Below are 15,470 nucleotides of genomic sequence, written 5' to 3'. Positions count from 1 at the left end.
AACCATGTTCGCTGTCAGCGGAATGGCCGGGTGGGACGATGGATGGTAGTTGTGTGATCGATCACATTGCCGAGTGTCCGGTCATGTGCGTTCAGTGATGCCGGTGGGGCCGGAAAGCCCGGGAAGTCCGGGTTTCCGGCCCCCCTGGTGGCGGGAAATACACGGGGTGGCGTTTGTGCAAGACGGCCCCCGGACCGTGTACGGTCCCGGTCGTCATCCCAGCCACAAGCTCCTTCGGGCGTGCGGCTGGGTGTCGATTGAGTAACAGACCTTGATGTGAGGCAAAATCTCCGCCTCAGGTCGGGCACAAGTCCGGCCTCTCGCGCGTTACGTGCGCTGAGACACCGCTAAATCCCAGAGGGGGAGAGCGAAAAAATGGCAACGGACTACGACACCCCACGCAAGACCGACGATGACGTCGACAACGACAGCATCGAGGAGCTGAAGGCCCGGCGCAGCGAGAAGTCGTCCTCGAACGTCGACGTCGAGGACTTCGACGGCGCCGAGAGCCTGGAGCTTCCCGGTGCGGACCTTTCCAACGAGGAACTGGCCGTCCGGGTCCTCCCGAAGCAGGCGGACGAGTTCACCTGCATGAGCTGCTTCCTGGTGCACCACCGCAGCCAGCTGGCACGGGAGAAGAACGGGCAGCCGATCTGCCGCGACTGCGACTGAGGCTCGGCGGTGACCGGCTCGACGCCCTTTCGGAAGCGACGCTTCCGGAAATCCGGCGGTCCGGCGGAGACGAGCGTGGTGGCCACGGGCCCGGAAACGGGCCCCGGCACCCCCGCCGCCCCGCCCCTCGATACGACCGTCGTGCCCTTCGGCACCGCCCAGGCGGTGCCGCCGGCCACAGCGGCCGACGAGGGGTCCCGGGAGCGCAAGCCCGGGGCCGGCCGGATGCAAGCCGTCAAGAACGGTGTGCGCAAGGGCGGCGAAAGCGCGAAGGCCGCCGCCCTGTACATCGCCGACCGCATCATCGAGAACGCACCGCGCGTTCCGGTCCGGGACCTCGCGACCCTGCGCGCGCAGTTCCCGGGTCTCGACCCCGATCAACTGGCCGACAAGCTGATCTCCGGGGCCGCCCATGCCACGTCGACGGTCGGCGCGGGCATCGGCGCCGCGGCGATGCTGCCGGTTCCGCCCGCCATGCCGGCGGAGCTGGCCGCGGAGATCACCGCCGTCGCCGCGATCGAACTCAAGCTCGTCGCCGAGCTCCACGAGGTCTACGGGCAGCGTCCGCCCGGCGCCCTGAAGGACCGCACCTCCGCCTACCTGACGGCATGGGCCGAGGAGCGCGGGATCGACCTGACCAAGCCGACGACGCTGAACGCGGCGCTCGGCGGGCAGATGAAGCGCGAACTGCGCCAGCAGATCATGAAGCGGATGTTCCGCAACGTGCCCAACCTGATGCCGTTCATGGTCGGGGCAGCCGTCGGCGCGGTCATGAACCGCCGGGACACCCGGAAACTCGCCGAGAAGGTGCGTACGGACCTGCGCAGACGGGCCGTGCCCTGGGAGTACCTCCCGCAGTCCCCGCCCCTCGACGGCCCCTCCCAGCCCCTTCCCGGGGCACGCAGGCCCGCACTGGAGGGCCCGGAGCGCGAGCGGCACTGAAAGCCCGCCGCCGTGGCGCGGTCCCGGACCGAGGACCGGACCCCGCACCGGAACCCCGGACCGCAACCCCGCCGGACGACCGGGGCGGCCCTCAGACGCCGGTGGCCGGGACGGCCTGCGCCGCGCGGATCGCCGCCGCCAGGGCCTGGGGCTCGCGGGTGGACACGTACACGTAGGGCGTCGGGTCCGCCGGGTCGGTGACCTCGACGCGGACCGCCGTGGGCACGTAACTGCGCATCAGCATGAAGGCGCGGACGTCGGCCTTGTACGTGCGCCAGGCGCGGGCCTCCTCCGCCTCCAGGACCTCCGGTTCGCCGAGCGCCGTCACCGGGATCCGGGCCTCGCCCGCCGCCAGCGAGCCGTTCACCACGCGCACGCGCGCGGAACCGTACGAACTGACCAGCAGCGCCGCCAGCGCCGTCCCGCCGACCAGCCCGGCCAGCAGCGGCAGCGTGCCCAGCGGGAGCAGCGTCAGCGCGCACGCCAGCCCGGTCAGGGCGGCGACGCCCCACCAGGAGCGGGGGGCGGACAGTCGTTCGTCGTGGTGCGCGGGGGAGAGCTGCATACACGCAAGCCTCCCACGAGGCGACCGGCGGGTAGCCGCGCGGGTAAGGTCAGCGGCTGTGAGTGGACGAAACACAGCGTTGACGCCCCCGGCCGATGCCGCCGCGCCGGTCCGGCATCCCGACGCACCGGCACCCGGCGAGCTCCTCGGCGCGCACTACGAACACTGCTTCGGGTGCGGCGGGGGACAGCCGCACGGGCTCCACCTGGAGGCCCGCGCGGGCGAGGGCGTGCGCATCACCGCCGAGTTCACCGTCAGGCCCGCTCACCAGGGCGCGCCCGGACTTGCCCACGGCGGGGTCCTGGCGACCGCGCTCGACGAGACGCTCGGCTCCCTGAACTGGCTGCTGCGCGTGATCGCGGTGACCGGCCGGCTGGAGACGGACTTCGTGCGGCCCGTGCCCGTGGACACCGTGCTGTACCTGGAGGCCGAGGTCACCGCCGTCGCCGGACGGAAGATCTACTCCAGGGCGGTGGGCCGGATAGGCGGCCCGGACGGCCCGGTCGCCGTCCGCGCGGACGCGCTCTTCATCGAGGTGAAGGTCGACCACTTCATCGACAACGGCCGGCCCGAGGAGATCCGGGCGGCGATGGCCGACCCGGACCAGGTCAGGCGCACCCGCGCCTTCGAGGTGAACCCCTGATGTCCCAGAACAACCAAGCACCCCGTCATGACGTCGACGTGCTGATCCGCCGCGTCGACCCCGAGGTGCCCCTCCCGTCCTACGGTCACCCCGGCGACGCCGGCTGCGACCTGGTGACCACGGTCGCCGCCGAGCTGGAACCCGGGGAGCGGGCCGTCCTGCCCACCGGCGTCTCCATCGCGCTGCCCGACGGGTACGCCGCCTTCGTGCACCCGCGCTCGGGCCTGGCCGCCCGATGCGGGCTCGCGCTCGTGAATGCCCCGGGGACGGTGGATGCCGGGTACCGTGGGGAAATCAAGGTGATCGTGGTCAATCTCGACCCTCGCGAGAGCGTCAGGTTCGAGCGTTTCGACCGCATTGCCCAGCTGGTTGTCCAGCGGGTCGAGAAGGTGCGCTTCCACGAGGTGGAGGAGCTTCCCGGCTCGGCCCGGGCCGACGGGGGGTTCGGCTCCACCGGCGGTCATGCGGCCGTGGCCGGATCCGGCGCTGGTCAGCAGGGTGGGAATGGCTACGCTTCGGTCGTAACCGACCGGGAAGGACAGTGACGTGTTCGGACGTCGCAAGAAGAACGACTCCGTCAAGGACGGCGGCGCGGCCGAGCAGGTCGACGGCGTGCGCGCCGATGAGCCGGCCGACGGACTCGACTCCGCCAAGCCGCGCAGGCTGAACCTGCCTCCGGCCCCGCGTCCCGACGGCCCGTGGGACGTTTCCGAGGTGCCCGGCGACCCGGCCGACGGCCGCGTCGACCTGGGCGGCATCCTCGTACCCGGTGTCGAGGGCATGGAACTGCGCGTCGAGGTCGCCGGGGACGCGATCGTGGCCGCGACCGTGGTCCTCGGCGACAGCGCGGTGCAGCTCCAGGCCTTCGCCGCGCCCAAGAAGGAGGGCATCTGGGGCGAGGTCCGCGAGGAGATCGCCTCGGGGATCACCCAGCAGGGCGGCATCATCGACGAGGTCGAGGGCCCGCTGGGCTGGGAGCTGCGCGCGCAGGTCCCCGTTCCGCTGCCCGACGGCCAGACGGGCGCCCAGCTGGTGCGCTTCGTCGGCGTCGACGGCCCCCGCTGGTTCCTGCGCGGTGTCATCTCCGGCCAGGGCGCGGTGCGCCCGGAGTCGGCCGGCGTGCTGGAAAACATCTTCCGGGAGACCGTCGTCCTGCGCGGCGAGGGTCCGATGGCCCCGCGCGACCCCATCGTCCTGAAGCTGCCGAACGACGCCCAGATGGTGCCGGACGGTGTGCAGACGGCCGAGGACCAGGAGGGCTCCCGCTTCTCCGGCGGCATGGGCCAGCTGGAGCGCGGCCCGGAGATCACCGAGGTCCGCTGACCGTCGGGGACCCCGGAGGACCGTGAGGTCCCCGGGGCACCGCTCGCACCCCACGGTGCGGGGCCCGCCGGCCTTCGTGTTCCCGGGTGCCGGCCCGTCGGCCTTCGTGTTCCACGGTGCCGGCCACCGGCCTTCGGGTCCCACCGGCCCCCGCGTGCCGGGCATCCGGCGCGTCAGGGATGCGTCAGGGATGGGTCCGGGGCGACCGATCGGTGCGTGAACTGCGGTGATGTCCCGGAGAATGAGCGCATGGGACGCGGCAGGCTAAGGATCTATCTCGGCGCGGCACCCGGTGTGGGCAAGACGTACGCCATGCTCTCGGAGGGCCACCGCCGGGTGGAGCGGGGCGGCGACTGCGTCGTCGGCTTCGTCGAGCACCACGGGCGGGCGCGCACCGAGGTGGTGCTGAACGGACTCGAACAGGTGCCGCGCAAGCAGCTCGCGTACCGCGGTGCCTCCTTCACGGAGATGGACGTGGACGCGGTGCTGGCGCGGCGGCCGGCCGTCGCGCTGGTGGACGAGCTCGCCCACACCAACGTCCCCGGCTCGCGCAACGCCAAGCGCTGGCAAGACGTCGAGGAACTGCTCCGGGCCGGGATCGACGTGGTGTCCACCGTCAACATCCAGCACCTGGAGTCGCTCGGCGACGTGGTCGAGTCGATCACCGGGGTGCGCCAGCGCGAGACCGTCCCGGACGAGGTGGTCCGGCGGGCCGACCAGATCGAACTCGTCGACATGTCCCCACAGGCCCTGCGCCGCCGGATGGCCCACGGCAACATCTACCGGCCAGACAAGGTCGACGCGGCCCTGTCGAACTACTTCCGGCCCGGGAACCTCACCGCGCTGCGCGAACTGGCGCTGCTGTGGGTGGCCGACCGGGTGGACGAGTACCTCCAGGAGTACCGGGGCGAGCACGGCATCCGCTCGACCTGGCAGGCCCGTGAGCGGATCGTCGTCGGGCTCACCGGCGGGCCGGAGGGGCGCACCCTGATCCGGCGGGCCTCCCGGATGGCCGCCAAGGCCTCCGGCAGCGAGGTCCTGGCTGTCTACATCGCCCGCAGCGACGGGCTCACCTCGGCCTCGCCGAAGGAGCTCGCGGTCCAGCGGACCCTGGTCGAAGACCTTGGCGGAACGTTTCACCATGTGATCGGCGACAACATCCCCGAATCCCTCCTGGAATTCGCCCGTGGGGTCAACGCCACGCAGGTCGTGCTGGGCTCCAGCCGCCGCAAGGCCTGGCAGTACGTGCTCGGGCCGGGCGTGGGCGCCACCGTGGCCCGCGACTCGGGTCCCGACCTCGACGTGCACATCGTCACCCACGAGGAGGTGGCCAGGGGCCGCGGGCTGCCGGTGACCCGCTCGACCGCCCGGCTCGGACGGTCCAGGATCGTGGCCGGCTGGCTGGTCGGGGTGGTCCTCCCGGCACTGCTGTGCGTCCTGCTCACGCACATCACCGCGAACCCGGGCCTGGCCAACGAGATGCTCCTCTTCCTGGCCCTGACGGTGGCGGCCGCGCTGGTGGGCGGGCTCTGGCCGGCCCTGGCCTCGGCCGCCTTCGGCTCGCTGCTGCTGAACTATTTCTTCGCCCCTCCGGTGCACCGGTTCACGATCTCCGACCCGCGCAACATCATGGCCATCGCCGTGTTCTTCGGGGTCGCGGTCTCGGTCGCCTCCGTGGTGGACCTGGCGGCCCGGCGCACGCACCAGGCGGCCCGGCTGCGCGCGGAGTCCGAGATCCTCTCCTTCCTCGCCGGGAGCGTGCTGCGCGGCGAGACCGCCCTGGACGCGCTGCTGGAGCGGGTGCGCGAGACCTTCGCGATGGAGTCCGTGGCCCTGCTGGAGCGGGCCGGGGACGTCGAGCCCTGGACCCGGGCCGGCAGCGTGGGCCCGAACCCGGCCGCCCGGCCCGAGGACGCCGACGTGGACATGCCGATCGGCGACCACATGGCGCTGGCCCTGTCCGGTCGGGTGCTGCCCGCCGAGGACCGCCGGGTGCTCGGCGCGTTCGCCGCCCAGGCAGCCGTGGTGCTGGACCGCCAGCGGCTCGTCGGGGAGGCCGAGGAGGCCCGTCGGCTGGCCGAGGGGAACCGGATCCGGACGGCCCTGCTGGCCGCCGTGAGCCACGACCTGCGGACGCCCCTGGCCTCCATCAAGGCCTCGGTGTCGTCCTTGCGCTCCGATGACGTGGAGTGGTCCGAGGAGGACCGGGCCGAGCTGCTCGAAGGGATCGAGGACGGCGCCGACCGGCTGGACCACCTCGTCGGCAACCTGCTGGACATGTCCCGCCTCCAGACCGGCACGGTGACCCCGCTGATCCGGGAGATCGACCTCGACGAGGTGGTCCCGATGGCGCTGGGCGGCGTACCGGAGGACAGCGTGCTGCTGGACGTCCCGGAATCCCTGCCGATGGTGGCCGTGGACCCGGGGCTGCTGGAGCGCAGCGTGGCCAACGTCGTGGAGAACGCCGTCAAGTACAGCCCCCGCGGGCAGCCCGTGCTCGTCGCGGCCAGCTTCCTCGGCGACCGGGTCGAGGTCCGGGTCGTCGACCGCGGGCCCGGGGTGCCGGACGAGGCCAAGGACAGGATCTTCGCCCCCTTCCAGCGGTACGGGGACGCCCCGCGCGGCACCGGGGTGGGCCTCGGGCTGGCCGTGGCCCGCGGCTTCGCCGAGGCGATGGACGGCACCCTCGCCGCCGAGGACACCCCCGGGGGCGGCCTGACGATGGTGCTCACCCTGCGCGCGGCGACCCGGGACGCCCCGGCCGGGGACGGGACGGCGCGGTACGCCGCCGGAACCGGGCCGGGCCCGGGCGGCGTCGACCGCGTGGGGCGCCCGGAGCACTCGGCGGGGGCACCGGGCGTACCGTCCGGACCGGACGGGGCGTCCGGGGCGTCCGGGGCGTCCGGGGCGGACGGTACGCCCGGGGCGGCGCCCGTGGGGGCCGCCCCGTCCGCGGCACGCGCAGGACAGACACCGGCCCCGGCTCCGAAGGGAGCCGGGGACCACTCCGAACGACAGAAAGCAGGACCCCAATGACCCGGGTGCTCGTGGTGGACGACGAGCCGCAGATCGTCCGAGCCCTCGTGATCAACCTGAAGGCGCGCCGGTACGAGGTCGACGCCGCGGCCGACGGGGCCCAGGCCCTGGAGCTCGCGGCGGCCCGCCACCCCGACGTGGTCGTCCTCGACCTCGGGCTGCCCGACATGGACGGGGTCGAGGTGATCAGGGGGCTGCGGGGCTGGACCCGGGTGCCGATCCTGGTGCTCTCCGCCCGGCACAGCTCCGACGAGAAGGTCGAGGCACTCGACGCGGGCGCCGACGACTACGTCACCAAGCCCTTCGGCATGGACGAGCTGCTGGCCCGCCTGCGCGCGGCCGTGCGCAGGGCCGAGCCGGCGGCCGGGGCGGGCGAGGACGAGGTGGTGGTCGAGACCGAGGGGTTCACGGTGGACCTCGCCGCCAAGAAGGCGGTGCGCGAGGGACGCGACGTACGCCTCACCCCCACCGAGTGGCACCTGCTGGAGGTGCTGGTCCGCAACGGCGGGAAGCTCGTCAGCCAGAAGCAGCTGCTCCAGGAGGTCTGGGGGCCCTCGTACGGGACGGAGAGCAACTACCTGCGGGTCTACATGGCGCAGCTGCGCCGCAAGCTGGAGGCAGACCCCTCGCACCCCCGCCACTTCATCACCGAACCGGGCATGGGATACCGCTTCGAGAGGTAGCGGGGGCGCCGGTAGGCTTCCGGTATGAGTGCTGAACCGCGTCCCGAGAAGCCCGCGAAGCCGGCCCGGCCGGCGGGCCGGTTCCGCCGGATGATCGAACGGCTGTCCACCTCCCAGGAGGAGCTGCATTCGGCGGAGCTGCAGGAGGACGCAGAGGCCGCGGGGTGCACGCGGATCTGCGACTGCCACGACCGCCAGATAGTCAAGGTGACCGGAACCCTGCGTACGGTCACCCTGCGTCCGAGGGCGGGCGTCCCCGCCCTGGAGGCGGAGCTGTTCGACGGCTCGGCCCCGCTCGACGTGGTGTGGCTCGGACGTCGCTCGATCGTGGGAATCGAACCCGGGCGGCGCATGATCGCCTCCGGGCGGATCTCGATGAGTCATGGGCGCCGGGTCCTCTTCAACCCGAAGTACGAACTCCGACCGCTCGGACAGGAGCACTGACCGGTGACGTCATTCGACCGCTCGTCCCCCCCGCCGAACCCGCAGGACCCCGCGGCCGACCAGAAGGCCGTGACGCAGGCGGCGCTCTTCGACGCGTTCGGCGGCATCCGGGGCACCGTGGAGACGATGCTCCCCGGCCTGCTCTTCGTGATGATCTACACGATCAACAAGGACGTGAAGTCCTCGGCCATCGCGGCGGGCGCGGTGGCCGTCCTGCTGGTGATCGTCCGGCTGCTGCGCAAGGACACCGTCAAGCACGCCTTCAGCGGTGTGTTCGGCGTGGGCGTGGGCGTGGCCTTCGCCCTGTTCACGGGCAGCGCCAAGGGCTTCTACCTGCCGGGCATGATCTACGGTGCCGGCCTGGGCGTGGCCTTCACGCTGTCGGCGCTCGTGGGCTTCCCGCTGCTGGGCGTGATCCTCGGACCGGTCTTCAAGGAGAACCTGTCCTGGCGCACCCGCAACCCGGGGCGCAAGAAGGCCTACACCAAGGCCAGCCTGGCCTGGGGCATCATCTTCCTCGCCAAGTACGCGATCCTCTTCCCGCTGTACTGGTGGGGTGACGCCACGCAGCTGGGCTGGGTGCTGATCGCGCTGAAGCTGCCGCCGATGGTGCTGGCCGTGTACTTCACCTGGGTCTTCCTCGCCAAGGCGCCGCCGCCGATCGACGTCATCGCCGAGTACGAGGCCGAGGAGGCCGCGGAGAAGGCGGCCAAGGCCGCCGCGCGCGAGCGGGGCATCTGACACCCGTCCGGGGCCGGGCGCCCGGCGCCCGGACACGGACACGGCGAAGGGGCGGGGAGACCGGATGGTCTCCCCGCCCCTTCGCCGTACGGGTACCTCAGTGACGGGCCTGGAGGAGGTCCTCCAGCTGCTCCTCGCGGGCCTGGGCGGCCACGAAGAGGAGCTCGTCGCCGGGCTCCAGGGTCTCCTCGCCGTGCGGCGTGAGCACCCGGTTGCCCCGGATGATCGTGACGAGCGAGGTGTCCTCCGGCCAGGAGATCTCGCTGATCTGGGTGCCCGCGACCGAGGAGTCGGCCGGCAGGGTCAGCTCGACGAGGTTGGCGTCGCCGTGACTGAAGCGCAGCAGCCGCACCAGGTCGCCGACGCTGACGGCCTCCTCGACGAGGGCCGACATCAGGCGCGGGGTGGACACCGCCACGTCGACGCCCCAGGACTCGTTGAAGAGCCACTCGTTCTTCGGGTTGTTGACCCGCGCCACGACCCGGGGGACCCCGTACTCGGTCTTGGCGAGGAGGGAGACGACCAGGTTGACCTTGTCGTCACCGGTGGCGGCGATGACCACGTTGCAGCGCTGCAGCGCTGCCTCGTCCAGCGAGGTGATCTCGCAGGCGTCGGCCAGCAGCCACTCGGCCTGGGGGACCCGCTCCACCGAGATGGCGGTCGGCGCCTTGTCCACGAGGAGCACCTCGTGGCCGTTCTCCAGCAGCTCGCCCGCGATGGAGCGGCCCACGGCGCCGGCTCCGGCGATCGCGACCCTCATGCGTGTGCCTCCTCGGGCCCCTCGGCGAAGGCCGCCTCAACCTTGTCGATCTCGTCCGTGCGCATCATCACGTGGACGAGGTCGCCTTCCTGCAGGACCGTCTGCGAGGTCGGCAGCATCGCCTCGCCCAGGCGGGTGAGGAACGCTACACGCACGCCCGTCTCCTCCTGGAGCTTGCTCACCTTGTGCCCGATCCAGGCGGCGGAGGTGTGCACCTCCGCGAGCTGCACACCGCCGCTGGGGTCGCGCCACAGCGGCTCGGCGCCCGAGGGCAGGAGGCGCCGCAGCATCTGGTCGGCGGTCCACCGCACGGTCGCGACGGTGGGGATGCCGAGGCGCTGGTAGACCTCCGCGCGCTTGGGGTCGTAGATGCGGGCGGCGACGTTCTCGACGCCGAACATCTCCCGGGCCACGCGGGCGGCGATGATGTTGGAATTGTCACCACTGCTGACCGCGGCGAAGGCGCCCGCGTCCTCGATCCCGGCCTCCCGCAGGGTGTCCTGGTCGAAGCCGACCCCGGTGACCCGGCGGCCGCCGAAGGAAGCCCCGAGCCGACGGAATGCGGTGGGGTCCTGGTCGACGACCGCGACCGTATGCCCCTGCTGTTCCAGGGTCTGCGCGAGGGCGGAGCCCACTCTTCCGCAGCCCATAATGACGATGTGCACGGCCGTCCTTCCGGCTGACAGCGGCTCGCTGGTTACCAGCCTCATTGCATGCTCTGGCTAAACAGGGTCTCAGACCATGGCCCAAGCTACACACGGGCGGTCACCAGTGTGGCCTTTTGGGGTTCGCGGGGTGCCGCATTGGGGGCCCGTCGCCACGGATAAGGGGGCGGGGGGTTCGTCAGCCGGATATCGAACGCTTACGATCCTCTGCGTGTCCAAACTGACCGACGTGCCCAAACGGATCCTGATTGGCCGGGCGCTACGCAGCGACCGCCTCGGGGAAACCCTCCTCCCCAAACGGATCGCCCTTCCTGTGTTCGCATCCGACCCGCTCTCCTCGGTGGCCTATGCCCCCGGCGAGGTACTGCTGGTCCTGTCGATCGCGGGTGTGTCGGCGTACCACTTCAGCCCGTGGATCGCGGTCGCGGTCGTCGTGCTGATGTTCACCGTGGTCGCCTCGTACCGGCAGAACGTCCACGCGTACCCGAGCGGCGGCGGTGACTACGAGGTCGCCAACACCAACCTCGGGCCCAGGGCCGGTCTCACCGTGGCGAGCGCCCTGCTGGTCGACTACGTGCTCACCGTGGCCGTATCGATCTCCTCCGGCGTCGAAAATCTCGGCTCCGCCGTCGATTTCGTCATCGAGCACAAGGTGCTCTCGGCGATGATCATGATTCTGCTCCTCACGCTGATGAATCTGCGCGGGGTGAAGGAATCCGGGAAACTCTTCGCCATTCCGACGTACGTGTTCGTCGGGGCCGTCTTCGTGATGATCGCGTGGGGCGCCTGGCGCGGCCTCGTGCTGGGCGACACCATGGAGGCACCCACCGCCGGCCTGGAGATCAAGGCGGAGCACCAGGGGCTGGCGGGCTTCGCCCTGGTCTTCCTGCTGCTGCGGGCCTTCTCCTCCGGCTGTGCCGCCCTGACCGGCGTCGAGGCGATCAGCAACGGCGTGCCCGCCTTCCGCAAGCCCAAGAGCAAGAACGCCGCCACCACCCTCGCGCTCATGGGCGCCCTGGCCGTCACGATGTTCTGCGGGATCATCGGGCTGGCCATGGCCACCGACGTGAAGATGGCCGAGGCCCCCGCGACCAACCTGCTGGACAACGGCGTCCCGGTCGGCGACTCCTTCGTCCAGCACCCGGTGATCTCCCAGGTCGCCGAGGCCGTCTTCGGCAACGGCAGCTTCCTGTTCATCCTGCTGGCGACCGCCACCGCGCTCGTCCTCTTCCTGGCCGCGAACACCGCGTACAACGGCTTCCCGCTGCTCGGCTCGATCCTCGCCCAGGACCGCTACCTGCCCCGCCAGCTGCACACCCGCGGCGACCGGCTCGCCTTCTCGAACGGCATCGTGCTGCTCGCGGGCGCCGCCATGCTGCTGGTGTGGATCTACGACGCCGACTCCACCAAGCTGATCCAGCTCTACATCGTGGGCGTCTTCGTCTCCTTCACGCTGAGCCAGATCGGCATGGTCCGGCACTGGAACCGCCACCTGCGCAGCGAGCGCGACCAGGCCGCCCGACGCCGGATGCAGCGCTCGCGGGCCATCAACACCTTCGGCGCCTTCTTCACCGGCATGGTGCTGGTCGTCGTCCTGGCCACGAAGTTCACCCACGGCGCCTGGGTCGCCCTGCTCGGCATGGTGATCTTCTACGGAACCATGACCGCGATCCGCAAGCACTACGACCGGGTCGCCAACGAGATCGCCGCCGCCGAGGGCCCCAGCGACGACAGCGTGCGTCCCTCCCGGGTCCACTCGATCGTCCTGGTCTCCAAGGTCCACAAGCCGACCCTGCGCGCCCTCGCGTTCGCCAAGCTGACCCGCTCGGACACCCTGGAGGCGCTCAGCATCAGCGTCGACGCGGACGAGACCAAGGCGCTGAAGGCGGAGTGGGAGCGGCGCGGGATCAACGTCCCGCTGAAGATCCTCGACTCTCCGTACCGCGAGATCACCCGGCCGGTCGTCGAGTACGTCAAGGGGCTGCGCAGCGAGAACCCGCGCGACGCCGTCAGCGTCTACATCCCCGAGTACGTGGTCGGCCGCTGGTACGAGCACCTGCTGCACAACCAGAGCGCGCTGCGCCTCAAGGGCCGCCTGCTCTTCACCCCCGGTGTGATGGTCACCTCGGTGCCCTACCAGCTGGAGTCCTCGGAGCTCGCCAAGCGGCGGGCCAAGAAGCGCCAGGACTGGAACGCCCCGGGCGCCGTGCGCCGCGGTCCCGTCGACACCCCGCGCCCGCGGCCGAAGGACCCGGCGGGCAAGTAGCGCCGAAAGGGTTGGTGAACGGCCGGACGAGATCCACGTAAACTGGTGGGTCGGTCGTCCGGCCGTTTCCTTTTTGCCTTCACCTTGACCTCCTGGAGCCTCCCCACCATGACCGAGCAGAACGAGAAGCAGTCACTGGTCGGGGAGGAGTACGAGGTCGAGGTCGGTCCCGTCGCGCACGGAGGCCACTGCATCGCCCGCACCGCCGACGGCCGCGTCCTGTTCGTCCGCCACACCCTCCCGGGAGAGAAGGTCATCGCCCGGGTGACGGAGGGCGAGTCCGACTCCCGCTTCCTGCGCGCCGACGCGATCACGGTCCTCGACGCCTCCAAGGACCGCGTCGAGGCCCCCTGCCCGTACGCCGGCCCCGGCAAGTGCGGCGGCTGCGACTGGCAGCACGCCAAGCCGGGCGCCCAGCGCCGGCTCAAGGGCGAGGTCGTCGCCGAGCAGCTGAAGCGGCTCGCCGGCCTCACCCCGGAGGAGGCGGGCTGGGACGGCACCGTCATGCCGGCCGAGGGCGACAAGCTGCCGGCCGGGCAGGTCCCGCAGTGGCGCACCCGCGTCCAGTTCGCGATCGACGAGGACGGCAACGCGGGCCTGCGCAAGCACCGCTCGCACGACATCGAGCTGATCGACCACTGCATGATCGCGGCCCCGGGCGTCTCGGAACTCGGCATCGAGAAGCAGGACTGGCCCCAGATGGCGTCGGTCGAGGCCATCGCGGCCTCCGGCTCGAACGACCGCCAGGTGGTCCTGACCCCGCGCCCCGGCGGCCGCCTGCCCCTCGTGGAGCTCGACAAGCCGGTCTCGGTCCTGCGGGTCGAGGAGAAGGACGGCGGCGTCCACCGCGTCCACGGCCGCCCCTTCGTCCGCGAGCGCGCCGACGGCCGTACGTACCGCGTCGGCATGGGCGGCTTCTGGCAGGTCCACCCGCAGGCCGCCGACACCCTGATCAAGGCCGTCATGCAGGGCCTGATGCCGCGCAAGGGCGAGATGGCCCTCGACCTGTACTGCGGCGTCGGCATCTTCGCGGGCGCCCTGGCGGAGCGCCTGGGCGACACCGGGGCCGTCCTCGGCATCGAGACGACGAAGCGCGCCGTCGAGGACGCCCGCCACAACCTGGCTGACTTCCCCCGGGTCCGCATCGAGCAGGGCAAGGTCGAAGCCGTCCTCCCGAAGACCGGCATCACGGAATGCGACCTGGTCGTCCTGGACCCGCCCCGCGCGGGCGCCGGCAAGCAGACGGTCCGCCACATCGCGGGCCTCTCCGCCCGCCGCATCGCCTACGTCGCCTGCGACCCGGCGGCCCTGGCCCGCGACCTGGCGTACTTCGCGGACAACGGCTACAAGGTCCGCACGCTGCGCGTCTTCGACCTCTTCCCGATGACCCATCATGTCGAGTGCGTCGCGATCCTTGAGCCCGTTGGAAAGGGCCTCTGACCTGCGGGTTAGGGCAGTGTGCCTCATGTGCGCTGTGTGCGTTGTGGGCGATATCTTGACGCTGATTCGACGCTCGTGACGCACGTTTGACGCACGCCGTCGGCGATGCTTGACGAGCCGTCAGGCGTGGAAGGGCGCGTCCCGCAGCAGATCGTGATCTTGCTGCGGGAGGCGCCCTTTCCGGTAGTCGGCGACCGATCCGGTCGGTGTCAGACCCGCGATCCACCTTCTCTCTCCGATTACGTTCTGTGACAATTCGAGGGGGCTCGCGACTAGTAGCCGGGACCGTAGGGGTTCCATCCGTGCAGGAACGGCTGCAGGTCGCTGGCGCGAGGTTCGGGAATGTCGGGCAGGCGGAGCGTCCCGTTGAGCGGGTTAAGGCGCTCCACGTGGTCGGCGGTCCAGGCGATCCATGCCTCGGCTCCGTCCCTCTCCGGTCCGGTCGCCAAGGTCTGTGCGTGGAGGCGGAGGGCGCCGACGTACTCGGCCAGGCCCGCGGCACGGCGCCATGCTCGTTCCTGCGCTTCGAGATGCTGGACTCGGGCGGCCTCGGCGAAGTCGATCTTTGCCGGCCGCATCGCGGCTTCCCACTGCAGCCGCTTCTCCCGTGCTGCCTCCAGGTCGGCCAGTCGTTTGCGTTCGGTGGCTTCGCCTCGGAGTCCCACTTCCTGCACGATTTCGGCGAGCTGGTCCTCAAGGGGGCGTGCGGCCGTGTCGGCCCACTCGCCGGCCCTGTGTCGCAGCCCGCCGCTGACACAGATCCTCAGGCGTTCGGCGGGGGAGGTGTCGTACCGGGGAATCCTGACCCAGGAGTTCTTCTCCGCGTCCGCGAGTTCCTTCTTCGTGGGGATGTGCTCAGTGCGGTCTTGTTCCTGTAGGACGAGGAATCGCATCGCTGACCCTGGGCTGTGACGGTGAAGTGGGGCGAGCCGTTTCGCCGGCGGTGTGGTGCGGGGGCACTCTCGGCCGTACCGAACGCGCTGGTATACCCCAGCTTCTGGGTTGCGGTGAGCAATGAAGTGACCCCTCAGGTCCCGACACTTCTGTTTTATGCCGCGAGGTCCAGCCGTCGATGGCAGCGGACCCTTGCCTGGTACGGCGTGATGTAGCCGATGGTCGAAGTGGAGCCGCTCCCGGTTGCAATGTTCCGCGATCCACCGGAAAACGTCCTGCCGAGCCTGCGCCCGGGTTTCCCAGACGGTCGTACCGATCTCTGCCTTCAGGACGGCGAAGAAGCTCTCCGCGGCGGCGTTGTCGAAGCACGAACCGGTGCGCCCGGCACTCTGTCGA

General features: G+C 71.0%; 15 protein-coding genes. 11 read left to right on the top strand and 4 right to left on the bottom strand.

The genetic code is table 11. The features are described from left to right. Nucleotides 1-375: 375 nt before the first annotated feature. Together AB4039_RS34475 and AB4039_RS34470 are read left to right on the top strand one after the other, a co-directional pair. Nucleotides 376-672, top strand: a complete 297-nt coding sequence (locus AB4039_RS34475) for a DUF4193 domain-containing protein (protein WP_030235196.1) — start codon at nucleotides 376-378, stop codon at nucleotides 670-672. A gap of 9 nt (nucleotides 673-681) precedes the next feature. Then, the gene (locus AB4039_RS34470) at nucleotides 682-1,614 is read left to right on the top strand and encodes a hypothetical protein (RefSeq protein WP_266842927.1); all 933 of its coding nucleotides are present in this window, start codon (nucleotides 682-684) and stop codon (nucleotides 1,612-1,614) included. 91 nt (nucleotides 1,615-1,705) lie between these two features. On the opposite strand, the gene AB4039_RS34465 is transcribed toward AB4039_RS34470, so the two are convergent. Continuing rightward, complete coding sequence (locus tag AB4039_RS34465) at nucleotides 1,706-2,179, bottom strand: DUF3093 domain-containing protein (protein WP_266842928.1); 474 nt, start codon at nucleotides 2,177-2,179, stop codon at nucleotides 1,706-1,708. A 58-nt stretch (nucleotides 2,180-2,237) separates the two neighbouring features. Between AB4039_RS34465 and AB4039_RS34460 the strand changes: the two genes are divergently transcribed. The 7 genes from AB4039_RS34460 to AB4039_RS34430 all read left to right on the top strand — a co-directional run bounded on the left by AB4039_RS34460 (nucleotide 2,238) and on the right by AB4039_RS34430 (nucleotide 9,049). After that, nucleotides 2,238-2,822 carry a PaaI family thioesterase gene (locus AB4039_RS34460; protein ID WP_266842929.1) on the top strand — a complete coding sequence of 195 codons (585 nt, stop codon included), beginning with the start codon at nucleotides 2,238-2,240 and terminating at the stop codon, nucleotides 2,820-2,822. Continuing rightward, nucleotides 2,822-3,367 carry a dUTP diphosphatase gene (gene dut / locus AB4039_RS34455; RefSeq protein ID WP_266842931.1) on the top strand — a complete coding sequence of 182 codons (546 nt, stop codon included), beginning with the start codon at nucleotides 2,822-2,824 and terminating at the stop codon, nucleotides 3,365-3,367. The genes AB4039_RS34460 and dut overlap by 1 nt, the downstream gene beginning before the upstream one ends. A 1-nt stretch (nucleotide 3,368) precedes the next feature. Further along, nucleotides 3,369-4,145, top strand: a complete 777-nt coding sequence (locus AB4039_RS34450; protein WP_266842933.1) for a DUF3710 domain-containing protein — start codon at nucleotides 3,369-3,371, stop codon at nucleotides 4,143-4,145. Between the two features lie 249 nt (nucleotides 4,146-4,394). After that, complete coding sequence (locus AB4039_RS34445; RefSeq protein WP_442272606.1) at nucleotides 4,395-7,181, top strand: DUF4118 domain-containing protein; 2,787 nt, start codon at nucleotides 4,395-4,397, stop codon at nucleotides 7,179-7,181. Beyond that, on the top strand, nucleotides 7,178-7,864 hold the full coding sequence (locus AB4039_RS34440; protein WP_266842937.1) for a response regulator: 687 nt from the start codon (nucleotides 7,178-7,180) through the stop codon (nucleotides 7,862-7,864). The genes AB4039_RS34445 and AB4039_RS34440 overlap by 4 nt, the downstream gene beginning before the upstream one ends. 24 nt (nucleotides 7,865-7,888) lie before the next feature. Further along, on the top strand, nucleotides 7,889-8,308 hold the full coding sequence (locus AB4039_RS34435; RefSeq protein WP_078950496.1) for an OB-fold nucleic acid binding domain-containing protein: 420 nt from the start codon (nucleotides 7,889-7,891) through the stop codon (nucleotides 8,306-8,308). Nucleotides 8,309-8,311: 3 nt separating this feature from the next. Then, on the top strand, nucleotides 8,312-9,049 hold the full coding sequence (locus AB4039_RS34430; RefSeq protein WP_266842941.1) for a DUF3159 domain-containing protein: 738 nt from the start codon (nucleotides 8,312-8,314) through the stop codon (nucleotides 9,047-9,049). Between the two features lie 97 nt (nucleotides 9,050-9,146). Here AB4039_RS34430 and AB4039_RS34425 read toward each other — a convergent pair whose 3' ends face one another. After that, on the bottom strand, nucleotides 9,147-9,809 hold the full coding sequence (locus AB4039_RS34425; RefSeq protein ID WP_266842943.1) for a potassium channel family protein: 663 nt from the start codon (nucleotides 9,807-9,809) through the stop codon (nucleotides 9,147-9,149). Then, nucleotides 9,806-10,474: a potassium channel family protein gene (locus AB4039_RS34420; RefSeq protein WP_266842945.1), complete on the bottom strand. Its 669-nt coding sequence runs from the start codon at nucleotides 10,472-10,474 to the stop codon at nucleotides 9,806-9,808. Before AB4039_RS34420 ends, AB4039_RS34425 begins: the two co-directional genes overlap by 4 nt. 211 nt (nucleotides 10,475-10,685) lie before the next feature. Here AB4039_RS34420 and AB4039_RS34415 point away from each other — a divergent pair, with 211 nt between their 5' ends. Together AB4039_RS34415 and AB4039_RS34410 are read left to right on the top strand one after the other, a co-directional pair. Beyond that, nucleotides 10,686-12,740, top strand: a complete 2,055-nt coding sequence (locus tag AB4039_RS34415; protein ID WP_266842947.1) for an APC family permease — start codon at nucleotides 10,686-10,688, stop codon at nucleotides 12,738-12,740. Nucleotides 12,741-12,848: 108 nt separating this feature from the next. Further along, on the top strand, nucleotides 12,849-14,180 hold the full coding sequence (locus AB4039_RS34410) for a class I SAM-dependent RNA methyltransferase (RefSeq protein WP_266842949.1): 1,332 nt from the start codon (nucleotides 12,849-12,851) through the stop codon (nucleotides 14,178-14,180). 272 nt (nucleotides 14,181-14,452) lie between these two features. Here the strand turns inward: AB4039_RS34410 and AB4039_RS34405 are convergent, their stop codons facing one another. After that, nucleotides 14,453-15,073 carry a hypothetical protein gene (locus AB4039_RS34405; protein ID WP_442272605.1) on the bottom strand — a complete coding sequence of 207 codons (621 nt, stop codon included), beginning with the start codon at nucleotides 15,071-15,073 and terminating at the stop codon, nucleotides 14,453-14,455. Between the last annotated feature and the right edge of the window lie 397 nt (nucleotides 15,074-15,470).

The sequence above is a fragment of the Streptomyces sp. M-16 genome (assembly GCF_052114405.1).
Classification (GTDB): Bacteria; Actinomycetota; Actinomycetes; order Streptomycetales; family Streptomycetaceae; genus Streptomyces.
The sequence above is the reverse complement of the archived record's forward strand: the minus strand, read 5'-3'. Positions and strand labels throughout refer to the sequence as shown.